The 23602-nt window shown below is 62.4% G+C and carries 15 protein-coding genes and 2 rRNA genes; 14 read left to right on the forward strand and 3 right to left on the reverse strand.

What is annotated here, in order from left to right:
* The first annotated feature begins 203 nt into the window (after nt 1-203).
* From LDO14_RS04880 to LDO14_RS04900, 5 genes are all read left to right on the forward strand, one after another.
* Nucleotides 204-2330 carry a beta-galactosidase gene (locus LDO14_RS04880; protein WP_223995130.1) on the forward strand — a complete coding sequence of 709 codons (2127 nt, stop codon included), beginning with the start codon at nt 204-206 and terminating at the stop codon, nt 2328-2330.
* Between the two features lie 9 nt (nt 2331-2339).
* Nucleotides 2340-3320 carry an ABC transporter permease subunit gene (locus tag LDO14_RS04885; protein WP_018771333.1) on the forward strand — a complete coding sequence of 327 codons (981 nt, stop codon included), beginning with the start codon at nt 2340-2342 and terminating at the stop codon, nt 3318-3320.
* 83 nt (nt 3321-3403) lie between these two features.
* Nucleotides 3404-4273 carry a carbohydrate ABC transporter permease gene (locus LDO14_RS04890; RefSeq protein WP_026266084.1) on the forward strand — a complete coding sequence of 290 codons (870 nt, stop codon included), beginning with the start codon at nt 3404-3406 and terminating at the stop codon, nt 4271-4273.
* 5 nt (nt 4274-4278) lie between these two features.
* A complete protein-coding gene (locus LDO14_RS04895; RefSeq protein ID WP_346656247.1) occupies nt 4279-5913 on the forward strand; it encodes an extracellular solute-binding protein in 1635 nt (544 codons plus the stop codon).
* Between the two features lie 49 nt (nt 5914-5962).
* On the forward strand, nt 5963-6649 hold the full coding sequence (locus LDO14_RS04900; RefSeq protein WP_134165941.1) for a DUF624 domain-containing protein: 687 nt from the start codon (nt 5963-5965) through the stop codon (nt 6647-6649).
* Nucleotides 6650-6666: 17 nt separating this feature from the next.
* Here the strand turns inward: LDO14_RS04900 and LDO14_RS04905 are convergent, their stop codons facing one another.
* Complete coding sequence (locus LDO14_RS04905; RefSeq protein ID WP_223994002.1) at nt 6667-7407, reverse strand: alpha/beta hydrolase; 741 nt, start codon at nt 7405-7407, stop codon at nt 6667-6669.
* Nucleotides 7408-7480: 73 nt separating this feature from the next.
* Between LDO14_RS04905 and LDO14_RS04910 the strand changes: the two genes are divergently transcribed.
* Complete coding sequence (locus LDO14_RS04910) at nt 7481-8176, forward strand: WYL domain-containing protein (RefSeq protein WP_223994013.1); 696 nt, start codon at nt 7481-7483, stop codon at nt 8174-8176.
* Between the two features lie 8 nt (nt 8177-8184).
* On the opposite strand, the gene LDO14_RS04915 is transcribed toward LDO14_RS04910, so the two are convergent.
* Complete coding sequence (locus LDO14_RS04915; protein ID WP_223994015.1) at nt 8185-10587, reverse strand: glycoside hydrolase family 3 N-terminal domain-containing protein; 2403 nt, start codon at nt 10585-10587, stop codon at nt 8185-8187.
* Between the two features lie 262 nt (nt 10588-10849).
* Here LDO14_RS04915 and LDO14_RS04920 point away from each other — a divergent pair, with 262 nt between their 5' ends.
* The 4 genes from LDO14_RS04920 to LDO14_RS04935 are packed head-to-tail and all read left to right on the forward strand — an operon-like array spanning nt 10850 to nt 14785.
* Nucleotides 10850-11983, forward strand: coding sequence for a Gfo/Idh/MocA family oxidoreductase (locus LDO14_RS04920; RefSeq protein WP_056389436.1), 1134 nt, complete (start codon nt 10850-10852; stop codon nt 11981-11983).
* A 24-nt stretch (nt 11984-12007) separates the two neighbouring features.
* Nucleotides 12008-12988 carry a PmoA family protein gene (locus tag LDO14_RS04925; protein WP_223994024.1) on the forward strand — a complete coding sequence of 327 codons (981 nt, stop codon included), beginning with the start codon at nt 12008-12010 and terminating at the stop codon, nt 12986-12988.
* 3 nt (nt 12989-12991) lie between these two features.
* Complete coding sequence (locus LDO14_RS04930; protein WP_018771324.1) at nt 12992-13723, forward strand: cupin domain-containing protein; 732 nt, start codon at nt 12992-12994, stop codon at nt 13721-13723.
* Between the two features lie 36 nt (nt 13724-13759).
* On the forward strand, nt 13760-14785 hold the full coding sequence (locus LDO14_RS04935; protein ID WP_018771323.1) for a LacI family DNA-binding transcriptional regulator: 1026 nt from the start codon (nt 13760-13762) through the stop codon (nt 14783-14785).
* Nucleotides 14786-14825: 40 nt separating this feature from the next.
* On the opposite strand, the gene LDO14_RS04940 is transcribed toward LDO14_RS04935, so the two are convergent.
* Nucleotides 14826-15218 carry a VOC family protein gene (locus tag LDO14_RS04940; protein WP_134165949.1) on the reverse strand — a complete coding sequence of 131 codons (393 nt, stop codon included), beginning with the start codon at nt 15216-15218 and terminating at the stop codon, nt 14826-14828.
* Nucleotides 15219-15496: 278 nt separating this feature from the next.
* On the opposite strand from LDO14_RS04940, the gene LDO14_RS04945 reads away from it, so the two are divergent.
* From LDO14_RS04945 to LDO14_RS04960, 4 genes are all read left to right on the forward strand, one after another.
* Complete coding sequence (locus LDO14_RS04945) at nt 15497-16885, forward strand: DUF1524 domain-containing protein (RefSeq protein WP_056389444.1); 1389 nt, start codon at nt 15497-15499, stop codon at nt 16883-16885.
* A gap of 66 nt (nt 16886-16951) precedes the next feature.
* Entirely contained in the window at nt 16952-17626 is a 675-nt protein-coding gene (locus LDO14_RS04950) for a PASTA domain-containing protein (protein ID WP_223994026.1), read from the forward strand.
* A 711-nt stretch (nt 17627-18337) separates the two neighbouring features.
* Nucleotides 18338-19860: ribosomal RNA gene (locus LDO14_RS04955) — 16S ribosomal RNA — on the forward strand.
* A 512-nt stretch (nt 19861-20372) separates the two neighbouring features.
* Nucleotides 20373-23501 (forward strand): 23S ribosomal RNA (locus LDO14_RS04960).
* The 16S and 23S rRNA genes sit together here, the layout of an rRNA operon.
* Nucleotides 23502-23602: the final 101 nt, after the last annotated feature.

Genomic DNA, 23602 nt, shown 5'->3' on the forward strand with positions numbered 1-23602 from the left:
CCCCTCCCCACCCGATACTTTCCTGCCTGCCCGGAAAGATCCCTATTCGGGCAACCACGCATAACGGATGGCCAGTCCGCACTCCGCTGCCCCATTCTCTGGGTATCGCTGCCCTTATGGATGGTTGCAGGGGACGCGGAGTCTCCTCCCACTTTCCCTTTTCTGTTGTTATTGCTGAAACTTTACGATAGTTTCTCACTGTGATGCAGGTCGCACTGGTGGGAGCCCGCGGCCATGATGCCAACAAAAGGACGATGATGACCCGCGAGCACAGCACCAGCACCTCCGAACACCGCTTCAAACGCCTGCACGAACGTCTGGGCGGCATCGCCTACGGGGGTGACTACAACCCCGAACAGTGGCCACGCGAGGTGTGGGACCAGGATGTCCGGCTCATGAAGCAAGCGGGCGTCAACCTGGTCACCCTGGCCGTCTTTTCCTGGAGCCGGCTCGAGACAGCCGACGGTCTTTACGACTTTGGCTGGCTGGACGAGGTGATGGACCTGCTGCACCGGAACGGCATCGGCGTGGACCTGGCCACTCCGGACGCCGTCCCGCCGGCCTGGTTGATCGCCCAGCACCCGGACATCCTGCCCGTCCTGGCCGACGGCTCTACGTTCGGCTTCGGCTCCCGACAGCACTTCGACGTCTCCCATCCTGCTTACCGGGAAAAATCGCTGGCCATGGCAGAGAAGATGGGGGAGCGCTACGCTGCCCACCCGGCCCTGCGCATGTGGCATGTAAACAACGAGTACGGACCGGTCTCGTACGGCCCGTACGCCGGCCGCGCCTTCCGGGCATGGCTGCAGGAAAAATACGGCGACCTGGAGAACCTGAACCAGGCATGGAGCACCGACGTATGGGGACAGCGCTACTCCGACTGGTCACAGGTGAACGCACCCGCCCAGCCGCGCACGTGGTCCAACCCGTCCCGCCGCCTTGATTACCACCGGTTCACTTCGGACAGCATGCTGGAGCACTACAAGGCCGAGCGGGACATCCTGCGCCGGTACACGCCAGATCTGCCGATTGTCACCAACTTCATGCGCTTCTACAAGAACAACGATTACTGGGCCTGGGCTGCTGAGGAGGACGCCGCGGCCCTGGACATCTACCCGGACCCGCGCGAGGAAGACGCCCACGTGGCCGCGGCGCTCAACTTCGACCTGATGCGCTCGCTCCGCCGCGGCCAGCCATGGCTGGTGATGGAACAGGCTACCGGCGCCGTCAGCCAGTGGTCCGTCAACGTCTCCAAGCTGCCCGGCAAAATGAGGCTTGGCTCCTACCAGGCCATCGCGCAGGGCGCCGATTCCATCCTCTTCTTCCAGTGGCGCCAGGCCAGGGGCGGCACCGAACGCTTCCACTCCGGCATGGTCAACCACGCCGGGCCCAATACGCGCGTTTTCCGGGAAGTTTGTGAACTGGGCCAGGAACTCAAGGGCCTGGCCGGCCTCACCGGCACACGCTCCAGCGCCAAGGTCGCGCTGGTCTTCGACTGGGACTGCTGGTGGGCCCTGGAACTGGGGAACTCCCCGCGCTCGGACCTGAACTACGCCCAGGAAGTCCTCCGCCTCTACCGCCCCTTCTTCGACGCCAACATATCCGTGGACTTCGTGAACACCACCAGCGACCTCAGCCAGTACGGCATGGTGGTCCTGCCGGCGTCGTACCTGCTCACCGACCAGGCCGCCGGGAACATCGAGGACTATGTGGCCCGCGGCGGGCATCTGGTGGCCAGCTACCTCTCCGGCATCGTGGACCAGGACAACACCATCCTCCTGGGCGGCTACCCGGGCGCGCTGCGCAACGTCCTGGGGGTGTGGAGCGAGGAGATGCATCCGCTGGCCGGGGAGGGCGAGGCAGTCAAGCTTTTAACGGCCGACGGCGGTACGGCCTCAGCCGATTACTGGACCGAGCACCTGCACACCACCACGGCTGACGTTGTTGCGAGCTATGCCTCCGGCCGGCTGGAAGGCTCGCCCGCCGTCACCCGCAACAGCTTCGGCGCCGGCACTGCCGTGTACCTGTCGGCCAGGGTGGACAGCTCCTTCCTTGCGGAACTGCTCTCAACTGAACGTGCCGCTGCGGGAATCCGCGCGGAACTGGACGCGCCGCTGGGAGTGCAGGTCCGCCGTCGTGCCGGCAACGGACGCAGCTACCTGCTGGTCCTGAACCACAACGATGCACCCGCCAGGGTGGACGTGGGGCAGGGCGGCACAGACCAGCTCACCGGAGCCAATGTCACCGGCACGGTGGAGCTCGCCGCCAACGGCGTGCTGGTGCTGGAGGAAATACCCACTAAAGACTCAACCGCAGAAACGGGCCGGTAGGAGGCAGTCATGGCCATGCGATTGGAAGTACCTCCCGAGGCGGTCCCCACGGACGCCGATGCGCGAACTGAAAAACCGCGGAACAAACCCGGAGGCTGGAAGCTGGCCTTCAGGCGGGACTGGCGGCTCTACACCCTGGTGCTGTTGCCGCTGGCCTACTTCGCCATCTTCCGGTACCTGCCCATGGCAGGCAACGTGATCGCGTTCCGGCAGTTCCAGCCCGGCGGCAGCATCTTCGGCGAGAAATGGGTGGGCCTGAAATACGTCACCCTCTTCATCAACGATCCCAGCTTTTGGCAAGCGTTCCAGAACACCATCATCCTGGGCGTGCTGACACTGCTGTTCTGCTTCCCGATGCCCATCATCTTCGCGCTGATGCTGAACGAACTGCGTTCGCAGAAGTTCAAGAAGTTCGTCCAGACCGTGGCCTACCTGCCGCACTTCATGTCCGTGGTGATCATCGCCGGCATGATCCTGCAGAACTTCTCCATGACAGGCACCGTAAACCAAATTGCCAACTCGCTGTTCGGCACCACGGTTAACTTCACCCAGGACGCCGCGTGGTTCCGGCCCATGTACATCAGCTCCGAGGTGTGGCAGACCATGGGGTGGGGAGCCATCCTCTACCTGGCCGCCCTGACCCGGGTGGACGAATCGCTGTACGAGGCAGCCCGGATCGATGGCGCCAACCGCTGGCAGCAGACCTGGCATGTGACCCTGCCGGCCATCCGGCCCACCATCATCACACTGCTGATCCTCAACATCGGCACGTTCATGGCCGTGGGCTTCGAAAAGATCCTACTGATCTACAACCCGCTGAACTACCAGACCTCGGATGTCATCTCCACCTACCTGTACCGGGTGGGCCTTGAATCGTCGAACTTCAGCTACGCGGCGGCGATCGGCATGTTCGAATCCGTCATCGGCCTCACGCTGATTCTCTCCGCCAACGCCATATCCAAGCGGCTCGCCGGAACGAGCCTGTGGTGAAGGGGACAACTGTGAAAGGGACAGCCGTGAAAGAACCCGGCGCGAAAGCAGCACCAAAGGACACAGGTGTCCTGGTCAAGGACATGAAGGTTTCACGCAGCATGCGGCTGTTCCGGGTGGTGAACCTGGCCTTCCTGCTGGTGGTGGTGTTCCTGACCTTGTATCCGTTCCTGAACATCCTGGCGCAGAGCTTCTCAAGCGAAGGATTCATTAACGCCGGCAAGGTCAACCTGTTCCCCATGGGCTTCAACACCGAGACTTACCAGCTGATCCTGGCCGACTCGGTCTTTTGGCGGAACTACGGCAACACGATTCTGTACACCGTGGTGGCCACGGCTATCTCCATGGTGCTGACCACCAGCTTCGCGTATGCCATCGCGAGGAAGGACCTGAAGGGGCGCAGCCTGTTCATCGGCATCGCGGTGTTCACCATGTTCTTCAATGGCGGCCTGATCCCCAACTATGTGCTCATCACCTCGCTTGGAATGCGGGACACCTTATGGGCCGTAGTGCTGCCCAACGCCATCAGCGTCTTCAACCTGCTCATCATGAAGTCGTTCTTCGAGAACATGCCGCGTGAACTGGAGGAAGCGGCCGCCATTGACGGACTTACCCAGTACGGGGTGCTTTTCAAGGTGGTCCTGCCGCTGAGCAAGGCAATCGTTGCCACCATGGTCCTGTTTTACGCAGTAGCCAACTGGAACTCCTGGTTCCAGGCGTTCCTGTACCTGGACAACCCCGATCTGTTCCCGGTGACCATCTACCTTCGCAACATGATTGCCGGCGTCACCACGGCAGGCTCCGCCGGCGGTACGGCGGAGAACGTGGGCCAGATTGCCGCGAACATCCAGTCCGTCACCATCGTCCTGACCGTGATCCCCATCCTCTGCGTCTACCCCTTTGTCCAGAAGTACTTCTTTTCGGGCGTCATGCTCGGCTCCGTCAAGGAATAACCCTTATGAAAGGAAAACCCATGATCCGCAGACGAGATTTCCTCGGCCTGTCCGCGCTCGCAGCCTTCGGCCTGGTGATGGCGGGATGTGACTCTGACTCCGGCAGCAAGGCCGATACCTCAAAGGCCCGCAATGGTGCGATGGACAGCTTTGGGGTTGGGGACACGTTCAAGGCGACGGCGCCGCTGAGCTTCACCTTCCTGTTCAGCGATCAGCCCACCTATCCATACAAGAAGGACTGGCTCCTGTTCTCCAAGATGGCCAGCGACAACAACGTCACCCTGGAACCGACCATCGTTCCCAGCAGCGACTACGAGCAGAAGCGCAGCCTGTTGATCAGTTCCGGCAAGGCTCCGGAGATAATTGCCAAGACCTACCCGGGGCAGGAGAGCGCGTATGTATCCTCCGGCGCCGTCCTTCCCGTCAGCGACTACGTGGACCTCATGCCGCACTACCAGGACAAGATCAAGAAGTGGAAGCTGGAGCCTGAGATTGCAGGCCTCACCCAGGAGGACGGCAAGTACTACGTCCTGCCCGGTCTGCACGAGGAACTCTGGCCGGACTACACGCTGGCGTTCCGGACCGACGTGCTGGAGAAGGACGGGATCGCGGAGCCCACGACCTGGGACGAGTTCCGGGAGGTGCTGCGCAAACTCAAGAAGAACCATCCCGATGTGGTGCCCTTTTCCGACCGGTTCAACGGCAACAGCGTGCTGAACATTGCCGGCACCGCCTTTGGCACCGTGGCAGGCTGGGGCCTGGTGGACGGACTGACGTTCGATGAAGGCAAGAAGGAGTTCGCCTTCGGTGCCGGCAGCGGCCAGTTCAAGGATCTTGTGACCTACTTCAACTCCTTGGTTTCGGAGGGGCTGATGGATCCGGAAAGCTTCACACAGACCGATGATTCGGCCATCCAGAAGTTCACCTCGGGCAAGTCGTTTGTGATCAGCGCCAACTCCCAAAACATCATCACGTACCGCACGTCAATGGAGCAGTCTCTGGGGAAGGGCAACTTCGCCGTCCGAAAGATCACGGTTCCCGGCGGCCCCGCAGGCGATGTCATTGGCGGTTCCCGGCTGGAAAACGGCATCATGCTGAACGCGTCCGTGAAGGACAAGGACAGCTTCGTGGCGCTGATGCAGTACATCGACTGGCTGTTCTACAGCGACGGAGGCCAGGAGTTCGCCAAGTGGGGGGTGCAGGGCACCACCTACAACAAGGAAGGCGGCAAACGCATCCTGGCCAAGGACATCAACTTCCAGGGCCTGAATCCGGGCGGCACCAAAGACCTGCGCGTGGATTACGGCTTCTCCGGCGGCAACTTCGCCTACGGGGGCACCACGGACCTGCTCCAGTCCACCTTCAATGAGGAAGAGCTGGCCTTCCAAAAGGCCATGAAGAGCAAGAAGCCCAGGCCCGTTGCCCCACCCGTACCGTTCAGCGACACCGACCGTGAGCAAGCCACCCTGACTCTCACGCCACTGAAGGACCACGTCAAGCAGAACACCTTGAAGTTCATCACCGGCCAGCGCAGCCTCTCGGAGTTCGACGCCTACGTCAAAGAGCTGGACAGCAAGGGCATGGGCAAATACGTAGAGTTGGCCAACAAGGCCTACAAGGCATACGCCGAAAAGAAGTAGGGCGTACGACGGCGGCCGCGGGCCTTCCGCGGTGACCGAAAGGCAGTCAGTGGTTCAGAAGAAGGCGGAGTACGGAGCCGGCCCCCTGTTCAGGGCGGCCGGCACCGTTGCGGGCGTGATGATGGGCTCGGTCCTCCTGGGGCTGGCCAATATCCTGCTGCTGCCGGCCCTGGTGGCGGCACCCATCGCGGGGGCCTGGCCCCTTGTGGTGGCACTCGTTCCGGCGGGGCCGGCCCTGGTGGCGTGCATGTACGCATTCAACCGAATGGCCGCCGGCCATGAGGGCGGGGTTTACCAGGACTTCGTCCGCGGGTACCGGATGAATCTGGGGCAGGCCCTGCAGGTTTGGGTGCCGTACCTTTTGGTTCTGGCCGTCATCGCGGTCAACCTGGCCGGGCTGTCCTCGCTGCATCCGGGCAACCCGGCCACGCCCGCGCTCAGGCCGGCGATGCTGCTCCTCGCAGTGCTCGTGGCCACCGCCGGCCTGAATGCTTTGCTGCTGCTGTCCAGGTTTTCGTTCCGGACCCGGGACCTCTACCGGCTCTCCCTGTACAGCTTCAGTGCCCGGAAGCGGGTTTCACTGGGCAACGCCGGGATCCTGTTCGTCGCGGGAACCCTGCTGCTGGTGACCACTGCGTACCTGCTGCCGGTTCTCGCCGGCACCGTAGTGTTTCTGGTGTGCCTGAACTCCCGGCCGCTGCTGGCGCTGGTTGAGGAGAAATTCACCGCCGCCTGACCGGTCATGGGCGCAGTTCAGCTGGTTCGGGAAGCCGCTGACTGGATGGCCCCGGCGAGGTCGCGGGGACGGCTCCACATGGGCCAATGCCCCGTTGGGAGGTCGATGACGTCGAGGTGTTCAATGTTCGCCACTTCGGCAAACATGGCATGCCCGGAGCGGGCGAGCTCCAGCACCTGCGCGCCCGGGATCGAGCAGCACACCAGGGTGGTCCGGACCTTGTGGCGGGCATCGTTCGTGAGCTCGACGGCCTGACGAAGCACAGGGCCGGGTTCAGGGACAGCCCGGGCCCGAAAACGCTCGAGGACTTCTGGGCTCAGGCCGTCGAGGCTCGCCTGCTGGGCCAGGACATCGAAGGGCGGCAGCGGAAGCTCCGCCAACTCCTCCGGGATGCCCGGGCCGAAGGCGCTTCCCGGTGCCACAGGGCCGGAGTCGACCCACACCACTCGATGGACAAGCTCAGGGTGTCGGTCCAGGACGAGGCTGACGGGGGCGTTTGCCCCGCTGTGGGCGACGAGAGTGGCGGGGTGGTCCCCAGAGGCCCTGAGCTGGCTGATGACGTCCAGGACCGCCGCGGCCTGGTCGTCGAGGGTCTTTGCCGCACGCCCGGGATCGTCCCCGTCGAGACCGGGCAGCGTCATCGCGACGGCGCGGGATTGGTCGGTTGCCAGGTGTTCCAGCACTTCATCCCACGCCCAGGCGCCCAGCCAGTGGCCGGCGATGAGAATGATGATGGGACGGCTTGCAGTAGTTGTCATGCCAATACCCTCGCAGCCGCCTTGGACAAGGGTGTGTCACTATTTATGTCATGAATCTGCCCGGGCTTGAACGGTGAAGCGGGTCGAACGGCTCCATGCCCTCTCCGAGATATTGCGCCGCAGCGGCAGGCAGGGGGTTTCTGCCGGGCGGCTGGCTGCAGAACTTGAGGTATCTGTTCGCACCATCAAGAGGGACCTCGATGCGTTGGAGAACAGCGGTGCGCCGGTATGGTCCCGCCCAGGTCCGGGCGGTGGCTATGGGTTGGCTGCAGGCGGGTCCCTGCCGCCAGTCAGCCTGTCCCCGGCGCAGGCCGTGGCGCTCATGGCAGCGGTGTCCGCTGCGTCGGATGCCCCCTACGCCGATCTGGCAACAGCAGGTGTCCGGAAGATCATGGATGTCCTCGATCCCAAAACACGGGCACGAGCCGACGCATTGGCCCACCGTGTCTGGGTCAACGCCCTTCCCTCCTCGTCGCGGGCCATCAAGTCGGTACTGGAGGAGGCGATGGCCGAGCAGCGCGTGATTCGCCTTCGCTACACATCCGGGGACGGGACCACCACCACCCGCGACGTCGAGCCGGTGCTGTTCGCAGCCACCAACGGCCAGTGGTACCTGGTTGGGTGGTGCCGGCTGCGCAACGCCATGCGGTGGTTCACCGTTTCGCGTATCGAGCGGGCCAGCGTCACCAAGACGGCCTGCAGTGGCCATGGCATCCATGAGGTTGGGGAACCCCCGGCAAACGCCAGGCCGGTGCACGGCCGGGGGTGAGTCCTCAATCAACCTCTCGGGTCAGTACACGCCCGGAGCGGCGCCACCGTTGCCGGTGTCAGCATGTCCCGGTCAAAACCCACGACGCGGCGGCCGCCCTGCAGGATGAGTTCGTGGCTGTGGGTGTCCCGGCTGCTGGAGGTCGACACGTGCAGCTTCACCAGGCCCGGCGTCACCACCCGCTTCAGATCCACCCCTGTGAAGGACGTCCGGTCGGCGTGCACCGTGAACTCGACCCTCGCCGATGCGCCGGCGGCAAGGTCCACCCGGGCGTAGCCAATCAGTTCGCGGAGGGGCCGCACCACCTCGCCCACCGGGTCCTCGAGGTACAGCTGCACCACTTCGGCGCCGTCAACGGGGCCGGTATTGGTCACGGTGCATCCCACGGTGACGGCATCCGCTGTGGACATGGCGTCCGCACTGGCCGAGTGGCAGGAAAAGTCGAAGGTCGTGTAAGACAGGCCGTGCCCAAAGCTGAACAGTGGCGAGGGGTCCAGCGCGCTGACGCCGGACGGCCCGGCCAGGCGGCTGTGCAGGTAGGTGCCGGGTTGTCCGCCGGAAGTTCGGGGTACGGAAACGGGCAGTTTGCCGGACGGGTTGACGGCCCCTGTCAGGATGTCCCAGAGCGCCTCCGCGCCCTCTTCGCCGGGAAAGAAGCCCTGGACGATCGCCCCGGCCCGGTCCGCGAAGTCGCCCAGGGCGTAAGGCCGGCCGCTGAGGACCACGACGACGGTGCGCGTTCCGGCAGCCTCGGCCGCGGTGAGCACCTGGTCGAGCATGCGGTGCTGGTCCCCGGGCAACTGAAGGTCAGCTGCGTCGTTGCCTTCCCCGGAGGTGCCGCGGCCGAAGAGGCCGGCGTTGTCGCCCACCACGATTACGCAGGTGTCCACCGACGCGGCAGTCCGGCAGGCCTCCGCGATCTGTTCGTCCGTGATGGCCTCGCAGGTGCCGGTCGCAGCGCTGCGCAGCGATCCGAAACGGTTTCTGCCTGCCGAGGCCACGGTGGGAACGTGGACACCCATGGGAACGTCCGGGTGTGATGCGCCCACATGCGCGTCAAATGAGTAGCAGCCCAGCATTGCGAATGGATCCTCTGCCAGGGGCCCCACCACGCCAAGCGAGGCCAACGCCGTAACGGGCAGCGGGAGGCTGGCGCCGCCGTCGTGCATCCCGTTGGTCAGCAGCACCAATGACTGGGCGGCGATCTCGCGGGCCAAAGCCCGGTTCCCGGCTGGATCCAGGTCGACGGCTCCGGCGCTGAGGACCGGGGGCGCGGGGTCAAAATCCGGCGCGAGCAGCCCGGCCTCCTGCTTCTGCCGCAGCACCCGGCGAAGGGCGGTGTCCACCAACGCCTCGGAAACCTCCCCGGACCGCACGCGCTCAAGCAGGGGCGTGCCATAGCAGTTCACTGTAGGCAACTCCACGTCAACGCCCGCTCTGAGTGCCAGGGCGGCTGCATCGCCCGAATCGGCGGCAACGCCGTGGGTGACATGCAGGAAGGCGATGCCGAAGTAGTCGGCAACCACGGTGCCGGCGAAGCCCCACTCGTCGCGCAGCAGCGAGGTCAGCAGTGCGCGGTTGGCGGCTGCAGGAATGCCGTCGGTGTCCGTGTACGCATGCATCACGGAGCGGGCTCCGCCGTGTTTAAGCGCCATTTCGAACGGGGGCAGCATCACGTCCGCCAACTCGCGCGGGCCCATGGACACCGGTGCATGGTTGCGTCCGGCGCGGGACGCAGAGTAGCCAACGAAGTGCTTGAGCGTGGCCACGATTCCGGACCCTTCCAGCCCGGAGACGTAGGCGCTGGCTACCGTGCCCACCAGGTAGGGGTCCTCGCCGATGGTCTCCTCCACCCTGCCCCAGCGCAGGTCCCGCACAACGTCCAGCACGGGAGCCAGCCCCTGGTGGACGCCGAGTGCCCGCATCTGCCCACCAATGAGACCCGCCATCCGACGGATCAGCGGAGGGTTAAAGGTCGCGCCCCACGCCAGGGGGACGGGGAAAGCCGTGGCCTTCCACGCAGCCAAGCCGGCGAGGCATTCCTCATGGACCTGCGCCGGAATCCGGAAGCGTGAGGCCGCCATGATCTGTTCCTGCGCCGCGGCCAGCCGCCGGGCGCCCTCGAGAGGCTCCAAGGGCACCGTGCCGTACATGCGGGTGATCTGCCCCAGTCCGGAGGCAATCATCTCCTCCCAGGAGCGCGCGTCGCCGGCCATCTCATTCTGCAGCGGCGCTACGGAGTCTCCGTCCGTGGACGCATTGACCCACACACCTGCCAGTTGGGCCAGCTTCTCTTCCAGGGTCATGTGCCGCACCAGCTCATCAATGGAGAGGCGTTCGACGGCGTCACGGGAGCCGTTGCCGGCGGCCGGGGAGGTGATGGCTTGCTTTTCGGCGGCACCGCTGGTCACGGGCGTCTCCTGGGATCGTAGGAAGTTTCTAAGAAACTATCAGAAACTATCGTTTACTTTCTAGGTCCTAAAGCATTGACTCTTCAAAGATAATCCTCCTACGGTTGACAATGGGAGTGGGATAAGTCTGCGACGGAACCCACGAAACTTCGTGAATGGAATAGAAACTTTCCATTGACTTTGGGACCAGGCGCCCGGAGGCCCTTCGGACCACTTCGAAGCCCTGGGGCGCTACCTACATCACTGCAACGACGGAGAAAACATGCGGACGTACAGAGTGGCCATCGTGGGAACCGGCGGGATCGCGGCGGTCCATGCTGACAACCTGGCCCGGACAAACGGCAGGGCGGAGCTGGTGGCGGCATGCGACGTGGACCAGGGCCGGCTGGATGCCTTCGCGGAGAAGCACAGCATCCCTGGTATGTACCTGAGCCTGGCCGATCTTCTGGCAGAGGCCAAACCGGACATTGTCCACCTCTGCACGCCGCCCATGTTCCACATCGGCCAGGCCATCGAATGCCTCGAAGCAGGCGTCCATGTCCTCTCCGAAAAACCCCCGGCGCTAAGCCTCGCTGACTTCGACCGGCTGGAGACCGCCCAGGCAAAGGGCGGCGCCCAGTTCTCTTGCGTCTTCCAGCACCGGTTCGGGGATGCGGCAGCCGCGGCCCGCCGGCTGATTGGCGGCGGTGACTTCGGCCGTCCCCTGGTGGCCCGGTGCGACACCCTCTGGTACCGGCCGGACAGCTACTGGGAACTTCCCTGGCGCGGAACCTGGGAAGCCGAGGGCGGCGGGCCCACCATGGGTCACGGCATTCACCAGTTCGATCTGCTGTTGCACCTGCTGGGTCCGTGGGAGGAAATCACCGCCATCGCCAGCCGGCAGGCACGGCCTACTTCCACTGAAGACTTGTCCGCCGCCCTGGTCCGGTTCAGTAACGGAGCCGTGGCCACCATTATCAACTCGCTGCTCTCGCCGCGGGAAACCTCGGACATCCGAATCGACTGCGAATTTGCCACTGTGGAGCTGAGCCACCTCTACGGCTACAGCACGGACAACTGGACCATTACGGCAGCGCCCGGCCACGAGGACCAGGTAGGAACAGCGTGGAACGGCGAGCCCTTGGATCAGGGAAGCGGACACGCGGCCCAGTTCCTGGCCATGTATGGCGCGCTCGACGCCGGCCGCCCTCTTCCGGCCGGGGCAGACTCCGCACGGCAAACTCTGGAGTTCGCTGCCGCCCTCTACGCCTCCGCCTTTACCGGAAAATCCGTGCACCGCGGCGAGATCGTCACCGGCCACCCCTTCTACGGGGGCATGGACGGCGAAGGGCTGGGCGCGAAAGTCCTCGAGGAGACAGCATTCAACCTGACCGCCCTCAAAGCCACCAGCGTCTGAGCCCATACCCAAGGAGGCACCACCATGACCACCCCCACAGCAGCGTCCCTTTCCGCTGTGTCCGCGGCATCACTCAGTTTCCACGACGATGGAGCGGCCCTCACCTTCACAGCCAAAGGCAGGCCTATCGCCACCTATACCTACAAGCCCACGGACGACCAGTACGAGAGTCCGCGGCCGTTCTTCCATCCGCTGACCACCCTGGGCGGGGACGAGGTGACAATTTCCCGCCCGTGGGACCACGTCTGGCATAAGGGACTTTCCTGGGCGCTGCCCAACGTGGGCAAGCACAATTTCTGGGGCGGAGCCACCTACACACGCGCCACGGAGTACGCCAACCTGGACAACAATGGTGCCATGACCCACGGATCCTTCACGGGCATCGACAAATCCGGCCCCGGCATCACGGCGTCGGAATCCCTGACCTGGACCTCGCAGGAAGGGGAACCGGTCATTGCGGAGAGCCGCCGGTTCAGCCTCCGGTTGGTGGAAGACGCTGCCACGGAGAACAGCGAAACCGAGGGGGCATACGCCATCCTCTTTGAGACCAGGATGAGCAATATCTCCGGCGAAGAGATCCGCATCGGCAGCCCCACTACGGAAGGCCGGCACAACGCCGGATACGGTGGCCTCTTTTGGCGCGGCCCCAGGTCCTTTACAGGCGGCGTGTTCCGCAACCAGGAGGATGCGGGTACGGACGAATTCATGGGCACCCGCTCGCCGTGGATCGCCTTCACCGGTACGCATGACGTCACCTGCCGGGCCTCCACCATCGCGTTCGTGGAGGACGGAAATAACCCCGGTGCACCCAACCAGTGGTTTGCCAGGTCGTCCATGTTCGCGTGCCTGGGCTCAGCCCCCTTCTTCAGCGAGGAGGTGCCCCTCCGTGAAGGTGCGCCGCTTTCCTACCGCTACGCCGTGGTGATTGCCGATGGCGGTGTGGACGCCGAACGCGCCCAGGCGCTGGCGGATGCTGCGCAAGCAGCGCTTCGCGATTGGGCGTAACGGATGGCCTCAACGTTTCCGGGCGCCACTGGGCTCTCCGAAATCAGCATCTACGACTGGCCGGGCGCCGACGGTGCAGCCGGCGGGTCGCCGCACGTGCACACCGCTTCCACGGAGGCGTACGTGGTGCTCCAGGGAATCGGCAGGCTGGAGACACTTGACTCGCGCGGCTTCACCTCGACACCGTTGGCGCCTGGGGTGGTGCTTTGGTTTACCCCCGGCACCGTGCATCGCGCCATCAATGATTCGGGTGACCTGAAGGTCCTTGTAGTCATGCAGAATGCCGGGCTGCCCGAACACGGCGACGCCGTGATGACATTTCCGCCCGAGTACCTTGCGCACGCGGAAAAGTACCGGAGCGCAGCGGCGCTGGAACACAAGGACGCCGACGCTGGGCCGGACGCGGGCGAGCACGCCGCGCGCCGCCGTCGTGATTTGGCCCTGGAAGGTTACTTTGCGCTTAAGCAAGCCGTGCTGGTTTCCGGTCCGGCAGCACTGGCCGACTTCCATGCTGCCGCTGCCCGTCTGGTCTCGGACAGGACCAGCGCCTGGGCAGACGTTCTGGCGGAGGGAGCTGCCCGCCAGGCGGAAGTCACCCGGCAGCAGCTGGCCTCTCTGGACACGGCAGAAAGTATCTATCTGTCCGGTGCGCGAACTACGATGGGAAAACGGGAAAACCGCAGAATTTACGGCATGTGTGGCCGGATCCAGACGTGGGAACTTTCCGATACATAGCACCGGGCGCGTGACCCGGGTGAGAGGGCGGTTTCCGTGGTGAGCAAGCAGGACACCAGGCGCGCGACGATCAGTGAGATTGCCCGTGAAGCAGGGGTTTCGGTTCCCACCGTGTCCAAGGTGCTGAACGGGCACGCGCACGTGGCGGCAGAGACGCGTGCCCGGGTGGAGGAGATCATTGCCCGGCGCGATTATGCGCGCCGCCCTGCCAAACGCAGGCAAAAGGCCGGCCTGGTGGACCTGGTGTTTCCGGGGCTGGGCTCGGAATGGGCCCTGGAGATCATCGAGGGCGTAGAACGTGTGGCACAGGACGCCGGCTACGGGACTGTGGTCAGCAGCCTGAGCCTGGACGGCTCGCGCATCCGGCCGTGGCTGGCCAACCTCGCGGAGCGGAAATCGGATGGGCTGCTCATGGCCGTCTACCAGTTGGATGCCAAGCAAATCCAGCGGATCAAGTCCTTGGGGATACCTGTGGTGCTGATCGATCCTGTGGGCCAGCCTGGCCCGGACCTGATGACAGTGGGGGCGGCGAATTGGGAGGGTGGCTATTCGGCCACGGAACACCTTTTGCAGTTGGGGCATAAGCGGATCGCCATGATCGGCGGCCGCGAGGACCTGCAGTGCAGCAGCGCCCGAGAGGATGGCTACATCTCGGCACTGCGCCGCGCGGGCATAGCCCTGGACACGGCGTTGATGGTTCCCGGCGACTTTTCCATCGAAGCGGGCGAGGCTGCAACCCGCAAGCTGCTGGAGTTGTCGGACCGTCCGACGGCGATCTTCACCGGCAACGACGACCAGGCCTTGGGTGCGTACCGGGCTGCGCGTTCCGCCGGGCTCCGCATTCCCGAAGACTTGTCCGTCATTGGGTTTGACGACATTCCGGCGGCCGAGTGGATCGAGCCGGGGCTGACCACGATCCGGCAGCCGGTAGTGCAGATGGCCGAAACTGCCATGCGCGCCCTGCTCCGGCATCTGGATGGTGACGAGGAACTGCCGCAGCGGATCGAGCTCGGCACCGAGCTGGTGGTCCGGGGTTCCACTGCCCCGCCGGCTAAAAAGTAGTCCGCACCCTCCGGCGCCCGCTCCCTTTTGGCAGCTTCTTTTAGGGTTTGTGCGCGTCCCGGATGTCCGCAGGGGTCTGGCCCTGCATCACCCAGCGGTTGCCGTCGGGATCGGTGAAGTAGGCGAACAGGACGCCGCCCAGGTCCTGGATTTCGCTGATGTCCGCGCCCCGCCTGACCAGTTCGGCCCGGACCTCGGTGATGTCCGGAACCACCAGTTGCAGTCCCTCCAGGCTGCCCGGCGTCATGGCGGTCATCCCGGTGCCGATGACTACTGATGTGGGCGAACCCGGGGGAGTCAGCTGGACCACCCTCATGCCCGGAATGTGTTCCACGTCGTGGTCCAGGACGAAGCCAAGTTTTTCGGTATAGAACGCTTTCGACCTGTCGACGTCGGAAACCGGGACCTGGACAACCTCAAGACGCATCTGCATCCGGCCACTCTATCTTTGCGGCTCACGCAAGGGAATGGGAGCCGAACAGACGGGTTTAGCCACGCGAAACCGCGAATTATGAAGCACTCACACGGTATTGCGTCGGGCTTTCCTCAAGGTCCGATCAAGACTTGCTGAATGTTGGCCGAGGACGCGCAGGACGCCCGTTTTCGGTTTCGGTTGGACCATAGGCTCATGACGATGAGTTTGTCGGGCTTAGCAGCAGGCCCGCCAAATGTGGGGTCCCCTTATGGGGACCCCGTGAAAATGGGGAAAGAATGCCCGACCACGACACCCTTTTCGGGTTTGTTCCACCTGCGGCGGCACCGAAGCCGCCGCGGAAACCACGCATTTCAACGTTTATTGTTGCCGGCATCACCGCACTGTTCATGCTTTTGGGCGCGCTGAGCGGCGGAGTGGGCGGAGCCCTGGTTTTCCTGGGCATTTCAACCGCACTCACCGGCCTTTATGTCCTGCTTACAGGGCGGCGCTCCTGGGCCTGGCTCCCGGCGCAACGCAAGGCCGGCGCCATCGCGATCGCCGCGTCCCTCGCCCTCTTCATCGGCGGGGCCGTCGCCTTGCCGCACGTTGCCAGCGCAGACCTGGAGGCAGCCTCCTCGGAGAGCGCCGCCAAGGTGGCGTCCGCCAAAGCGAGCCCAACCGCCACAGCCACGGCTTCGCCGTCGTCCACGCCCACTCCCACCGCTGACAGCACTGGTGAGCCGCTGGACCCGGAGAACCCGGCCGTCCTTGCCGCCGGCGTCACCGCCACCGCACCCAACGCGCAGCCGGCCTACGCCACGAAGGCGGTCGATCTGTTGGCCACCCTTTCCATCAAGGGCCGGGCGCCGAAAACGGGGTATGACCGGGCGCAGTTCGGCCAGGCGTGGCTGGACGTGGACCGCAATGGCTGCGATACCCGCAACGACATCCTCCGGCGGGACCTCACCGGCATCACTTACACGAACAGTGTTCCCTGCAAAGTCCAGACAGGGACCCTGGCGGATCCCTACACGGGCAAGACCATCAGTTTTGTCCGTGGCTCGGGGACCAGCACTGCCGTGCAGATCGACCATGTGGTGGCGCTGAGCGACGCGTGGCAGAAGGGCGCGCAGCAGTTGACCACCGAGCAGCGGACGGCGTTCGCGAATGATCCGCTGAATCTCCAGGCAACGGACGGCCCCACCAACCAGCAAAAGGGCGACGGCGACGCGGCCACCTGGCTGCCCCCGAACAAGCCCTTCCGGTGTGAGTATGTGGCCCGGCAGATCTCGGTGAAGGCGACATATGGGCTGTGGGTGACACAGGCGGAGCACGACGCGATGGCCCGCATCCTCGGTGACTGCTCCGGACAGTTGGCTCCGACCAGCCAACAGTCCCCGGCTCCCGCACCGGCGGTGGCTGAACCGGCGCCTGCCGCGGCTGCTCCTGCTCCGGCGGCGGTTGCCCCCGCACCGGCACCGGTCGCTCCGGCGCCCGCGCCCGTTGTCCCGGCGGCACCTGCGCCGGCTGCACCCGCACCTGCTCCCGCCGCACCGGCACCTGCCGCCGTCTACTACGCCAACTGCACTGCGGCGAGGGCTGCGGGAGCTGCGCCGCTCTACGCCGGCCAGGCCGGCTACCGGTCCGCACTGGACCGCGACTCCGACGGCATCGCCTGCGAGTAGGCCCGTTCTTGTCCGGACTCTTCGGACGCGATTTCAACACCATCACACGCATTCCTAGGGGGAATCATGAAAACAAGTCCCATGCCTGCCGCCGGCAGGTTGAAGAAGACGCTGGCTCTGGCTGTGCTTGCCGGCCTCATGCTGACGGGCTGCGGCGGCAAGCAGGCGGCGACGCAGCCTGCAGCAGCCGCAACCGCTGTTGCGCAAACGATCGAGACCGTCACCGTTCCGTCCGTGACGGGTTTGGCCCTGGACAAGGCCACGGACCAGCTGAAAGACCTTGGGTTTGAAGTTGATGCCAAGGACACGGCCCACGGCAAGTCGATCATGGTCAAGAGCAACTGGCAGGTGACCACCCAGGACCCAGCCAACGGTGCAAAGGCTGACAAGGGGTCCACGGTGCATCTCGGCGTCAAGAGCCTTGACGATATTGCGGCGGAGAAGGCTGCGGCCGACAAGGCGGCAGCTGACAAGGCCGCGGCCGAGAAGGCGGCTGCTGCTGCGAAGGCGGCCGCTGAGAAAGCCGCTGCCGACAAGGCCGCCGTCGATCAGGCAGCCGCTGCGAAGGCTGCCGCCGACCAGGCTGCGCGGGATGCAGCTGCCAAGCAGGCCGCGCAGGCTCCCGCACCTGCTCCTGTGGTTCCCAATAGTGGGGGAGCCATTATCTGCAGCGACGGCTATGTTTGGCCCGGCACCACGCGGCAGGGGGCCTGTAGCAGGCACGGTGGCATTGCCAAGTAGCCCACGCTGGCTCGGTTGGGTAGGTCGTTGTCCCAGGGCTGACTCATCCACCATTCTGGGCAACAAGACGAGCCGTGGATCCTCCTTTCCGGAGGTATCCGCGGCTCGTGGCTTTAAGGGCCAACCGAGGGAATTGAGGTCGGGGCCGGAGATGGGGGAGGCCAGACAGCATGTGCGGCAGCACACACCAGGGAATTACGACGGCGGGAGGCCGCTTGGGTGCCCCGACGGCCGTTCCTGCCCCGGGATTCCGCGGATCTTCACCCGCTAGGGGGTCGATTTGCGGTTGGGTGTGGGGGCGGGTATTGTTTTCTGAGTCGCCGCCGCTGAAGCGGAAAGATAGCGGCCAAACCCCTTACTGAACGGCCTGGAAATGGTTCGCCTCTTGGCGTGCCGGACGCGGGTGGGGCTGGTTTTCGAGTGGAGTGGATCGCGGTAACGCTGATTTGCGAAGCTTGTTGGAACCGGGTAAGTTTGGAAAGTTGCTCCGGAGCGAGCCTGGACGTTGGTTTGGGTGGTGCCGGGTGTGTCTGTTGTTTGAGAACTCAATAGTGTGCCAAGTTTGTTGATACCGATTATGTATGTAATTGGTTGATTGTGCTGTGCCGCCACCCCGTGGTGTGCATGGTGTTTTTAGCTGGTTTCAAATTTTGTGCAGCTGTTTCTGCCGTTATTTCCGGTGGTTGTGGTTGTGTCTGTTTTTGTTTTACTTCAACGGAGAGTTTGATCCTGGCTCAGGATGAACGCTGGCGGCGTGCTTAACACATGCAAGTCGAACGATGATGCCAGCTTGCTGGTGGATTAGTGGCGAACGGGTGAGTAACACGTGAGTAACCTGCCCTTGACTCTGGGATAAGCCTGGGAAACTGGGTCTAATACCGGATATGACCTTCCATCGCATGGTGGTTGGTGGAAAGCTTTTGTGGTTTTGGATGGACTCGCGGCCTATCAGCTTGTTGGTGGGGTAATGGCCTACCAAGGCGACGACGGGTAGCCGGCCTGAGAGGGTGACCGGCCACACTGGGACTGAGACACGGCCCAGACTCCTACGGGAGGCAGCAGTGGGGAATATTGCACAATGGGCGAAAGCCTGATGCAGCGACGCCGCGTGAGGGATGACGGCCTTCGGGTTGTAAACCTCTTTCAGTAGGGAAGAAGCGTAAGTGACGGTACCTGCAGAAGAAGCGCCGGCTAACTACGTGCCAGCAGCCGCGGTAATACGTAGGGCGCAAGCGTTATCCGGAATTATTGGGCGTAAAGAGCTCGTAGGCGGTTTGTCGCGTCTGCCGTGAAAGTCCGGGGCTCAACTCCGGATCTGCGGTGGGTACGGGCAGACTAGAGTGATGTAGGGGAGACTGGAATTCCTGGTGTAGCGGTGAAATGCGCAGATATCAGGAGGAACACCGATGGCGAAGGCAGGTCTCTGGGCATTAACTGACGCTGAGGAGCGAAAGCATGGGGAGCGAACAGGATTAGATACCCTGGTAGTCCATGCCGTAAACGTTGGGCACTAGGTGTGGGGGACATTCCACGTTTTCCGCGCCGTAGCTAACGCATTAAGTGCCCCGCCTGGGGAGTACGGCCGCAAGGCTAAAACTCAAAGGAATTGACGGGGGCCCGCACAAGCGGCGGAGCATGCGGATTAATTCGATGCAACGCGAAGAACCTTACCAAGGCTTGACATGAACCGGACCGCTGCAGAAATGTGGTTTCCCCTTTGGGGCTGGTTTACAGGTGGTGCATGGTTGTCGTCAGCTCGTGTCGTGAGATGTTGGGTTAAGTCCCGCAACGAGCGCAACCCTCGTTCTATGTTGCCAGCACGTGATGGTGGGGACTCATAGGAGACTGCCGGGGTCAACTCGGAGGAAGGTGGGGACGACGTCAAATCATCATGCCCCTTATGTCTTGGGCTTCACGCATGCTACAATGGCCGGTACAAAGGGTTGCGATACTGTGAGGTGGAGCTAATCCCAAAAAGCCGGTCTCAGTTCGGATTGGGGTCTGCAACTCGACCCCATGAAGTCGGAGTCGCTAGTAATCGCAGATCAGCAACGCTGCGGTGAATACGTTCCCGGGCCTTGTACACACCGCCCGTCAAGTCACGAAAGTTGGTAACACCCGAAGCCGGTGGCCTAACCCCTTGTGGGAGGGAGCTGTCGAAGGTGGGACTGGCGATTGGGACTAAGTCGTAACAAGGTAGCCGTACCGGAAGGTGCGGCTGGATCACCTCCTTTCTAAGGAGCACCTCCAACTCTTCTGTGCTGGTGAATGCCGGTGTGGGGGGTTGTCAGGAAGCAAGCCCGCAGCATGGACGATTGTTCCGTGGCGGGTGCTCATGGGTGGAATATCAACAAATAGGTGCCTGGTGGCACGGACCGGTTTGGTTAGTACGAATGTTTTGTTCTTCTCTTCGGGGGAGGGCGGGTGTTCTGGAACGCGGCTGGTTTGGGTTGCTGGGTAGTGTTTGGCACACTGTTGGGTCCTGAGGCAACAGGGCCGGGGGTTTTCCTTCGGGTTTGTTTGTTTCTGGTTTCCCTGCCGTGACGTTCCGTGCGCCTGTTTGGGTGTGTGGGGTGTGTGGTGTGGGGTTGTTGTTTGAGAACTACATAGTGGACGCGAGCATCTTGTATAAGAAGCAATTTCCAAGATTAATGAACCTGGATCTGGCTGCGCTGTTGATGCCCTTTGGGGTGTTGGGGTGTGGTTGGTTTCTGTGGTTCTCTCGAGAAATGTTTTTGATCTTTGTGGTCAAGTTTTTAAGAGCACACGGTGGATGCCTTGGCATTAGGAGCCGAAGAAGGACGTAGGAATCTGCGATAAGCCTGGGGGAGTCGATAACCGGACTGTGATCCCAGGGTGTCCGAATGGGGAAACCCCGCCGAGCGCGCGAGTGACTCGGTGACCCGTACCTGAACACATAGGGTGCGTGGGGGGAACGCGGGGAAGTGAAACATCTCAGTACCCGCAGGAAGAGAAAACAATAGTGATTCCGTTAGTAGTGGCGAGCGAACGCGGATCAGGCTAAACCGTTCCATGTGTGATAGCCGGCGGGCGTTGCATGGTCGGGGTTGTGGGACTTTCCATACCAGTTCTGCCGGGCTGGTGGGGTGTGATGTGCGCGCATAGGTGAACGGTTTTGAAAGGCCGGCCAGAGAGGGTGTTAGTCCCGTAACCGTAATGTGTTTGTACCGCCTGTGAGAGTATCCCAAGTAGTACGGGGCCCGAGAAATCCCGTGCGAATCTGTCAGGACCACCTGATAAGCCTAAATACTCCCTAATGACCGATAGCGGACCAGTACCGTGAGGGAAAGGTGAAAAGTACCCCGGGAGGGGAGTGAAACAGTACCTGAAACCGTGTGCTTACAATCCGTCGGAGCCAGTCTGATTCTGGTGACGGCGTGCCTTTTGAAGAATGAGCCTGCGAGTTAGTGTTACGTCGCGAGGTTAACCCGTGTGGGGCAGCCGTAGCGAAAGCGAGTCTGAATAGGGCGTGTGAGTGGCGTGATCTAGACCCGAAGCGAAGTGATCTACCCATGGCCAGGTTGAAGCGACGGTAAGACGTCGTGGAGGACCGAACCCACTTCAGTTGAAAATGGAGGGGATGAGCTGTGGGTAGGGGTGAAAGGCCAATCAAACTTCGTGATAGCTGGTTCTCCCCGAAATGCATTTAGGTGCAGCGTTGCGTGTTTCTTGCTGGAGGTAGAGCTACTGGATGGCTAATGGGCCCTACAAGGTTACTGACGTCAGCCAAACTCCGAATGCCGGTAAGTGAGAGCGCAGCAGTGAGACTGTGGGGGATAAGCTTCATAGTCGAGAGGGAAACAGCCCAGACCACCAACTAAGGCCCCTAAGCGTGTGCTAAGTGGGAAAGGATGTGGAGTTGCCCAGACAACCAGGAGGTTGGCTTAGAAGCAGCCACCCTTAAAAGAGTGCGTAATAGCTCACTGGTCAAGTGATTCCGCGCCGACAATGTAGCGGGGCTCAAGTACACCGCCGAAGTTGTGGCATTCACATTTTAGCTAAGCCCTTGTGGTTCAGGCGTGTGGATGGGTAGGGGAGCGTCGTGTGGGCGGTGAAGTCGCGGTGTAAACCAGCGGTGGAGCCTACACGAGTGAGAATGCAGGCATGAGTAGCGAAAGACGGGTGAGAAACCCGTCCGCCGAATGATCAAGGGTTCCAGGGTCAAGCTAATCTGCCCTGGGTAAGTCGGGACCTAAGGCGAGGCCGACAGGCGTAGTCGATGGACAACGGGTTGATATTCCCGTACCGGCGAAAAACCGCCCATGCTGAGCGGGGGATACTAACTGCCCGAAGCCTGCCCGAGCGCCCTTGTGGTGTGAGGGTTTTGGTGGAGCGCAGGACCTGATCCCGGGAGGCAAGCGTATTAACAGGTGTGACGCAGGAAGGTAGCCGAGCCGGGCGATGGTTGTCCCGGTCTAAGGATGTAGGGCGAGTGGTAGGCAAATCCGCCACTCATGGTGCCTGAGATCTGATGGGACCCCCGTTTGGGGGGATTTGGTGATCCTATGCTGCCGAGAAAAGCATCGACGCGAGGTTTTAGCCGCCCGTACCCCAAACCGACACAGGTGATCAGGTAGAGAATACCAAGGCGATCGAGAGAATTATGGTTAAGGAACTCGGCAAAATGCCCCCGTAACTTCGGGAGAAGGGGGGCCCCAACCTTGATACACCCTTGCGGTGTGGAGGGGATCGGGGCCGCAGAGACCAGGGGGAAGCGACTGTTTACTAAAAACACAGGTCCGTGCGAAGTCGCAAGACGATGTATACGGACTGACTCCTGCCCGGTGCTGGAAGGTTAAGAGGACCGGTTAGCCGCAAGGCGAAGCTGAGAATTTAAGCCCCAGTAAACGGCGGTGGTAACTATAACCATCCTAAGGTAGCGAAATTCCTTGTCGGGTAAGTTCCGACCTGCACGAATGGAGTAACGACTTCCCCGCTGTCTCAACCATAAACTCGGCGAAATTGCAGTACGAGTAAAGATGCTCGTTACGCGCAGCAGGACGGAAAGACCCCGAGACCTTTACTATAGTTTGGTATTGGTGTTCGGAGTGGCTTGTGTAGGATAGGTGGGAGACGTTGAAGCCCGGACGCCAGTTCGGGTGGAGTCATCGTTGAAATACCACTCTGGTCACTTTGGACATCTAACTTCGGCCCGTAATCCGGGTCAGGGACAGTGCCTGATGGGTAGTTTAACTGGGGCGGTTGCCTCCTAAAAAGTAACGGAGGCGCCCAAAGGTTCCCTCAGCCTGGTTGGCAATCAGGTGTCGAGTGTAAGTGCACAAGGGAGCTTGACTGTGAGAGAGACATCTCGAGCAGGGACGAAAGTCGGGACTAGTGATCCGGCGGTACATTGTGGAATGGCCGTCGCTCAACGGATAAAAGGTACCTCGGGGATAACAGGCTGATCTTGCCCAAGAGTCCATATCGACGGCATGGTTTGGCACCTCGATGTCGGCTCGTCGCATCCTGGGGCTGGAGTAGGTCCCAAGGGTTGGGCTGTTCGCCCATTAAAGCGGTACGCGAGCTGGGTTTAGAACGTCGTGAGACAGTTCGGTCCCTATCCGCTGCGCGCGCAGGAAATTTGAGAAGGGCTGTCCTTAGTACGAGAGGACCGGGACGGACGAACCTCTGGTGTGTCAGTTGTACTGCCAAGTGCACCGCTGATTAGCTACGTTCGGATGGGATAACCGCTGAAAGCATCTAAGCGGGAAGCTCGCTTCGAGATGAGATTTCCATACACCCTCGGGTGTGAGAGGCCCCCAGCCAGACCACTGGGTTGATAGGCCGGATGTGGAAGCGAGGACTAACGACTCGTGAAGCTGACCGGTACTAATAGGCCAACAACTTACACCACACAGATACATACAAACTCTGCTTGCGTCCACTATGTGGTTCCCAACCAACAACCCCCCAACACACGGGTTGTCACGGCACGGAACCACCACAACTGAATAA

The organism is Arthrobacter sp. NicSoilB11, from assembly GCF_019977375.1.
Taxonomy (GTDB): Bacteria; Actinomycetota; Actinomycetes; order Actinomycetales; family Micrococcaceae; genus Arthrobacter.

Bases quoted from the DNA above. Each gene is read 5' to 3' on its own strand.
- LDO14_RS04945 (WP_056389444.1), top strand. From the start codon at position 15,497: ATGCCCGACCACGACACCCTTTTCGGGTTTGTTCCACCTGCGGCGGCA.
- LDO14_RS04895 (WP_346656247.1), top strand. From the start codon at position 4,279: ATGAAAGGAAAACCCATGATCCGCAGACGAGATTTCCTCGGCCTGTCC.
- LDO14_RS04940 (WP_134165949.1), bottom strand. From the start codon at position 15,218: ATGCAGATGCGTCTTGAGGTTGTCCAGGTCCCGGTTTCCGACGTCGAC.
- LDO14_RS04880 (WP_223995130.1), top strand. From the start codon at position 204: ATGCAGGTCGCACTGGTGGGAGCCCGCGGCCATGATGCCAACAAAAGG.
- LDO14_RS04905 (WP_223994002.1), bottom strand. From the start codon at position 7,407: ATGACAACTACTGCAAGCCGTCCCATCATCATTCTCATCGCCGGCCAC.
- LDO14_RS04885 (WP_018771333.1), top strand. From the start codon at position 2,340: ATGGCCATGCGATTGGAAGTACCTCCCGAGGCGGTCCCCACGGACGCC.
- LDO14_RS04920 (WP_056389436.1), top strand. From the start codon at position 10,850: ATGCGGACGTACAGAGTGGCCATCGTGGGAACCGGCGGGATCGCGGCG.
- LDO14_RS04950 (WP_223994026.1), top strand. From the start codon at position 16,952: ATGAAAACAAGTCCCATGCCTGCCGCCGGCAGGTTGAAGAAGACGCTG.
- LDO14_RS04890 (WP_026266084.1), top strand. From the start codon at position 3,404: ATGAAGGTTTCACGCAGCATGCGGCTGTTCCGGGTGGTGAACCTGGCC.
- LDO14_RS04930 (WP_018771324.1), top strand. From the start codon at position 12,992: ATGGCCTCAACGTTTCCGGGCGCCACTGGGCTCTCCGAAATCAGCATC.
- LDO14_RS04925 (WP_223994024.1), top strand. From the start codon at position 12,008: ATGACCACCCCCACAGCAGCGTCCCTTTCCGCTGTGTCCGCGGCATCA.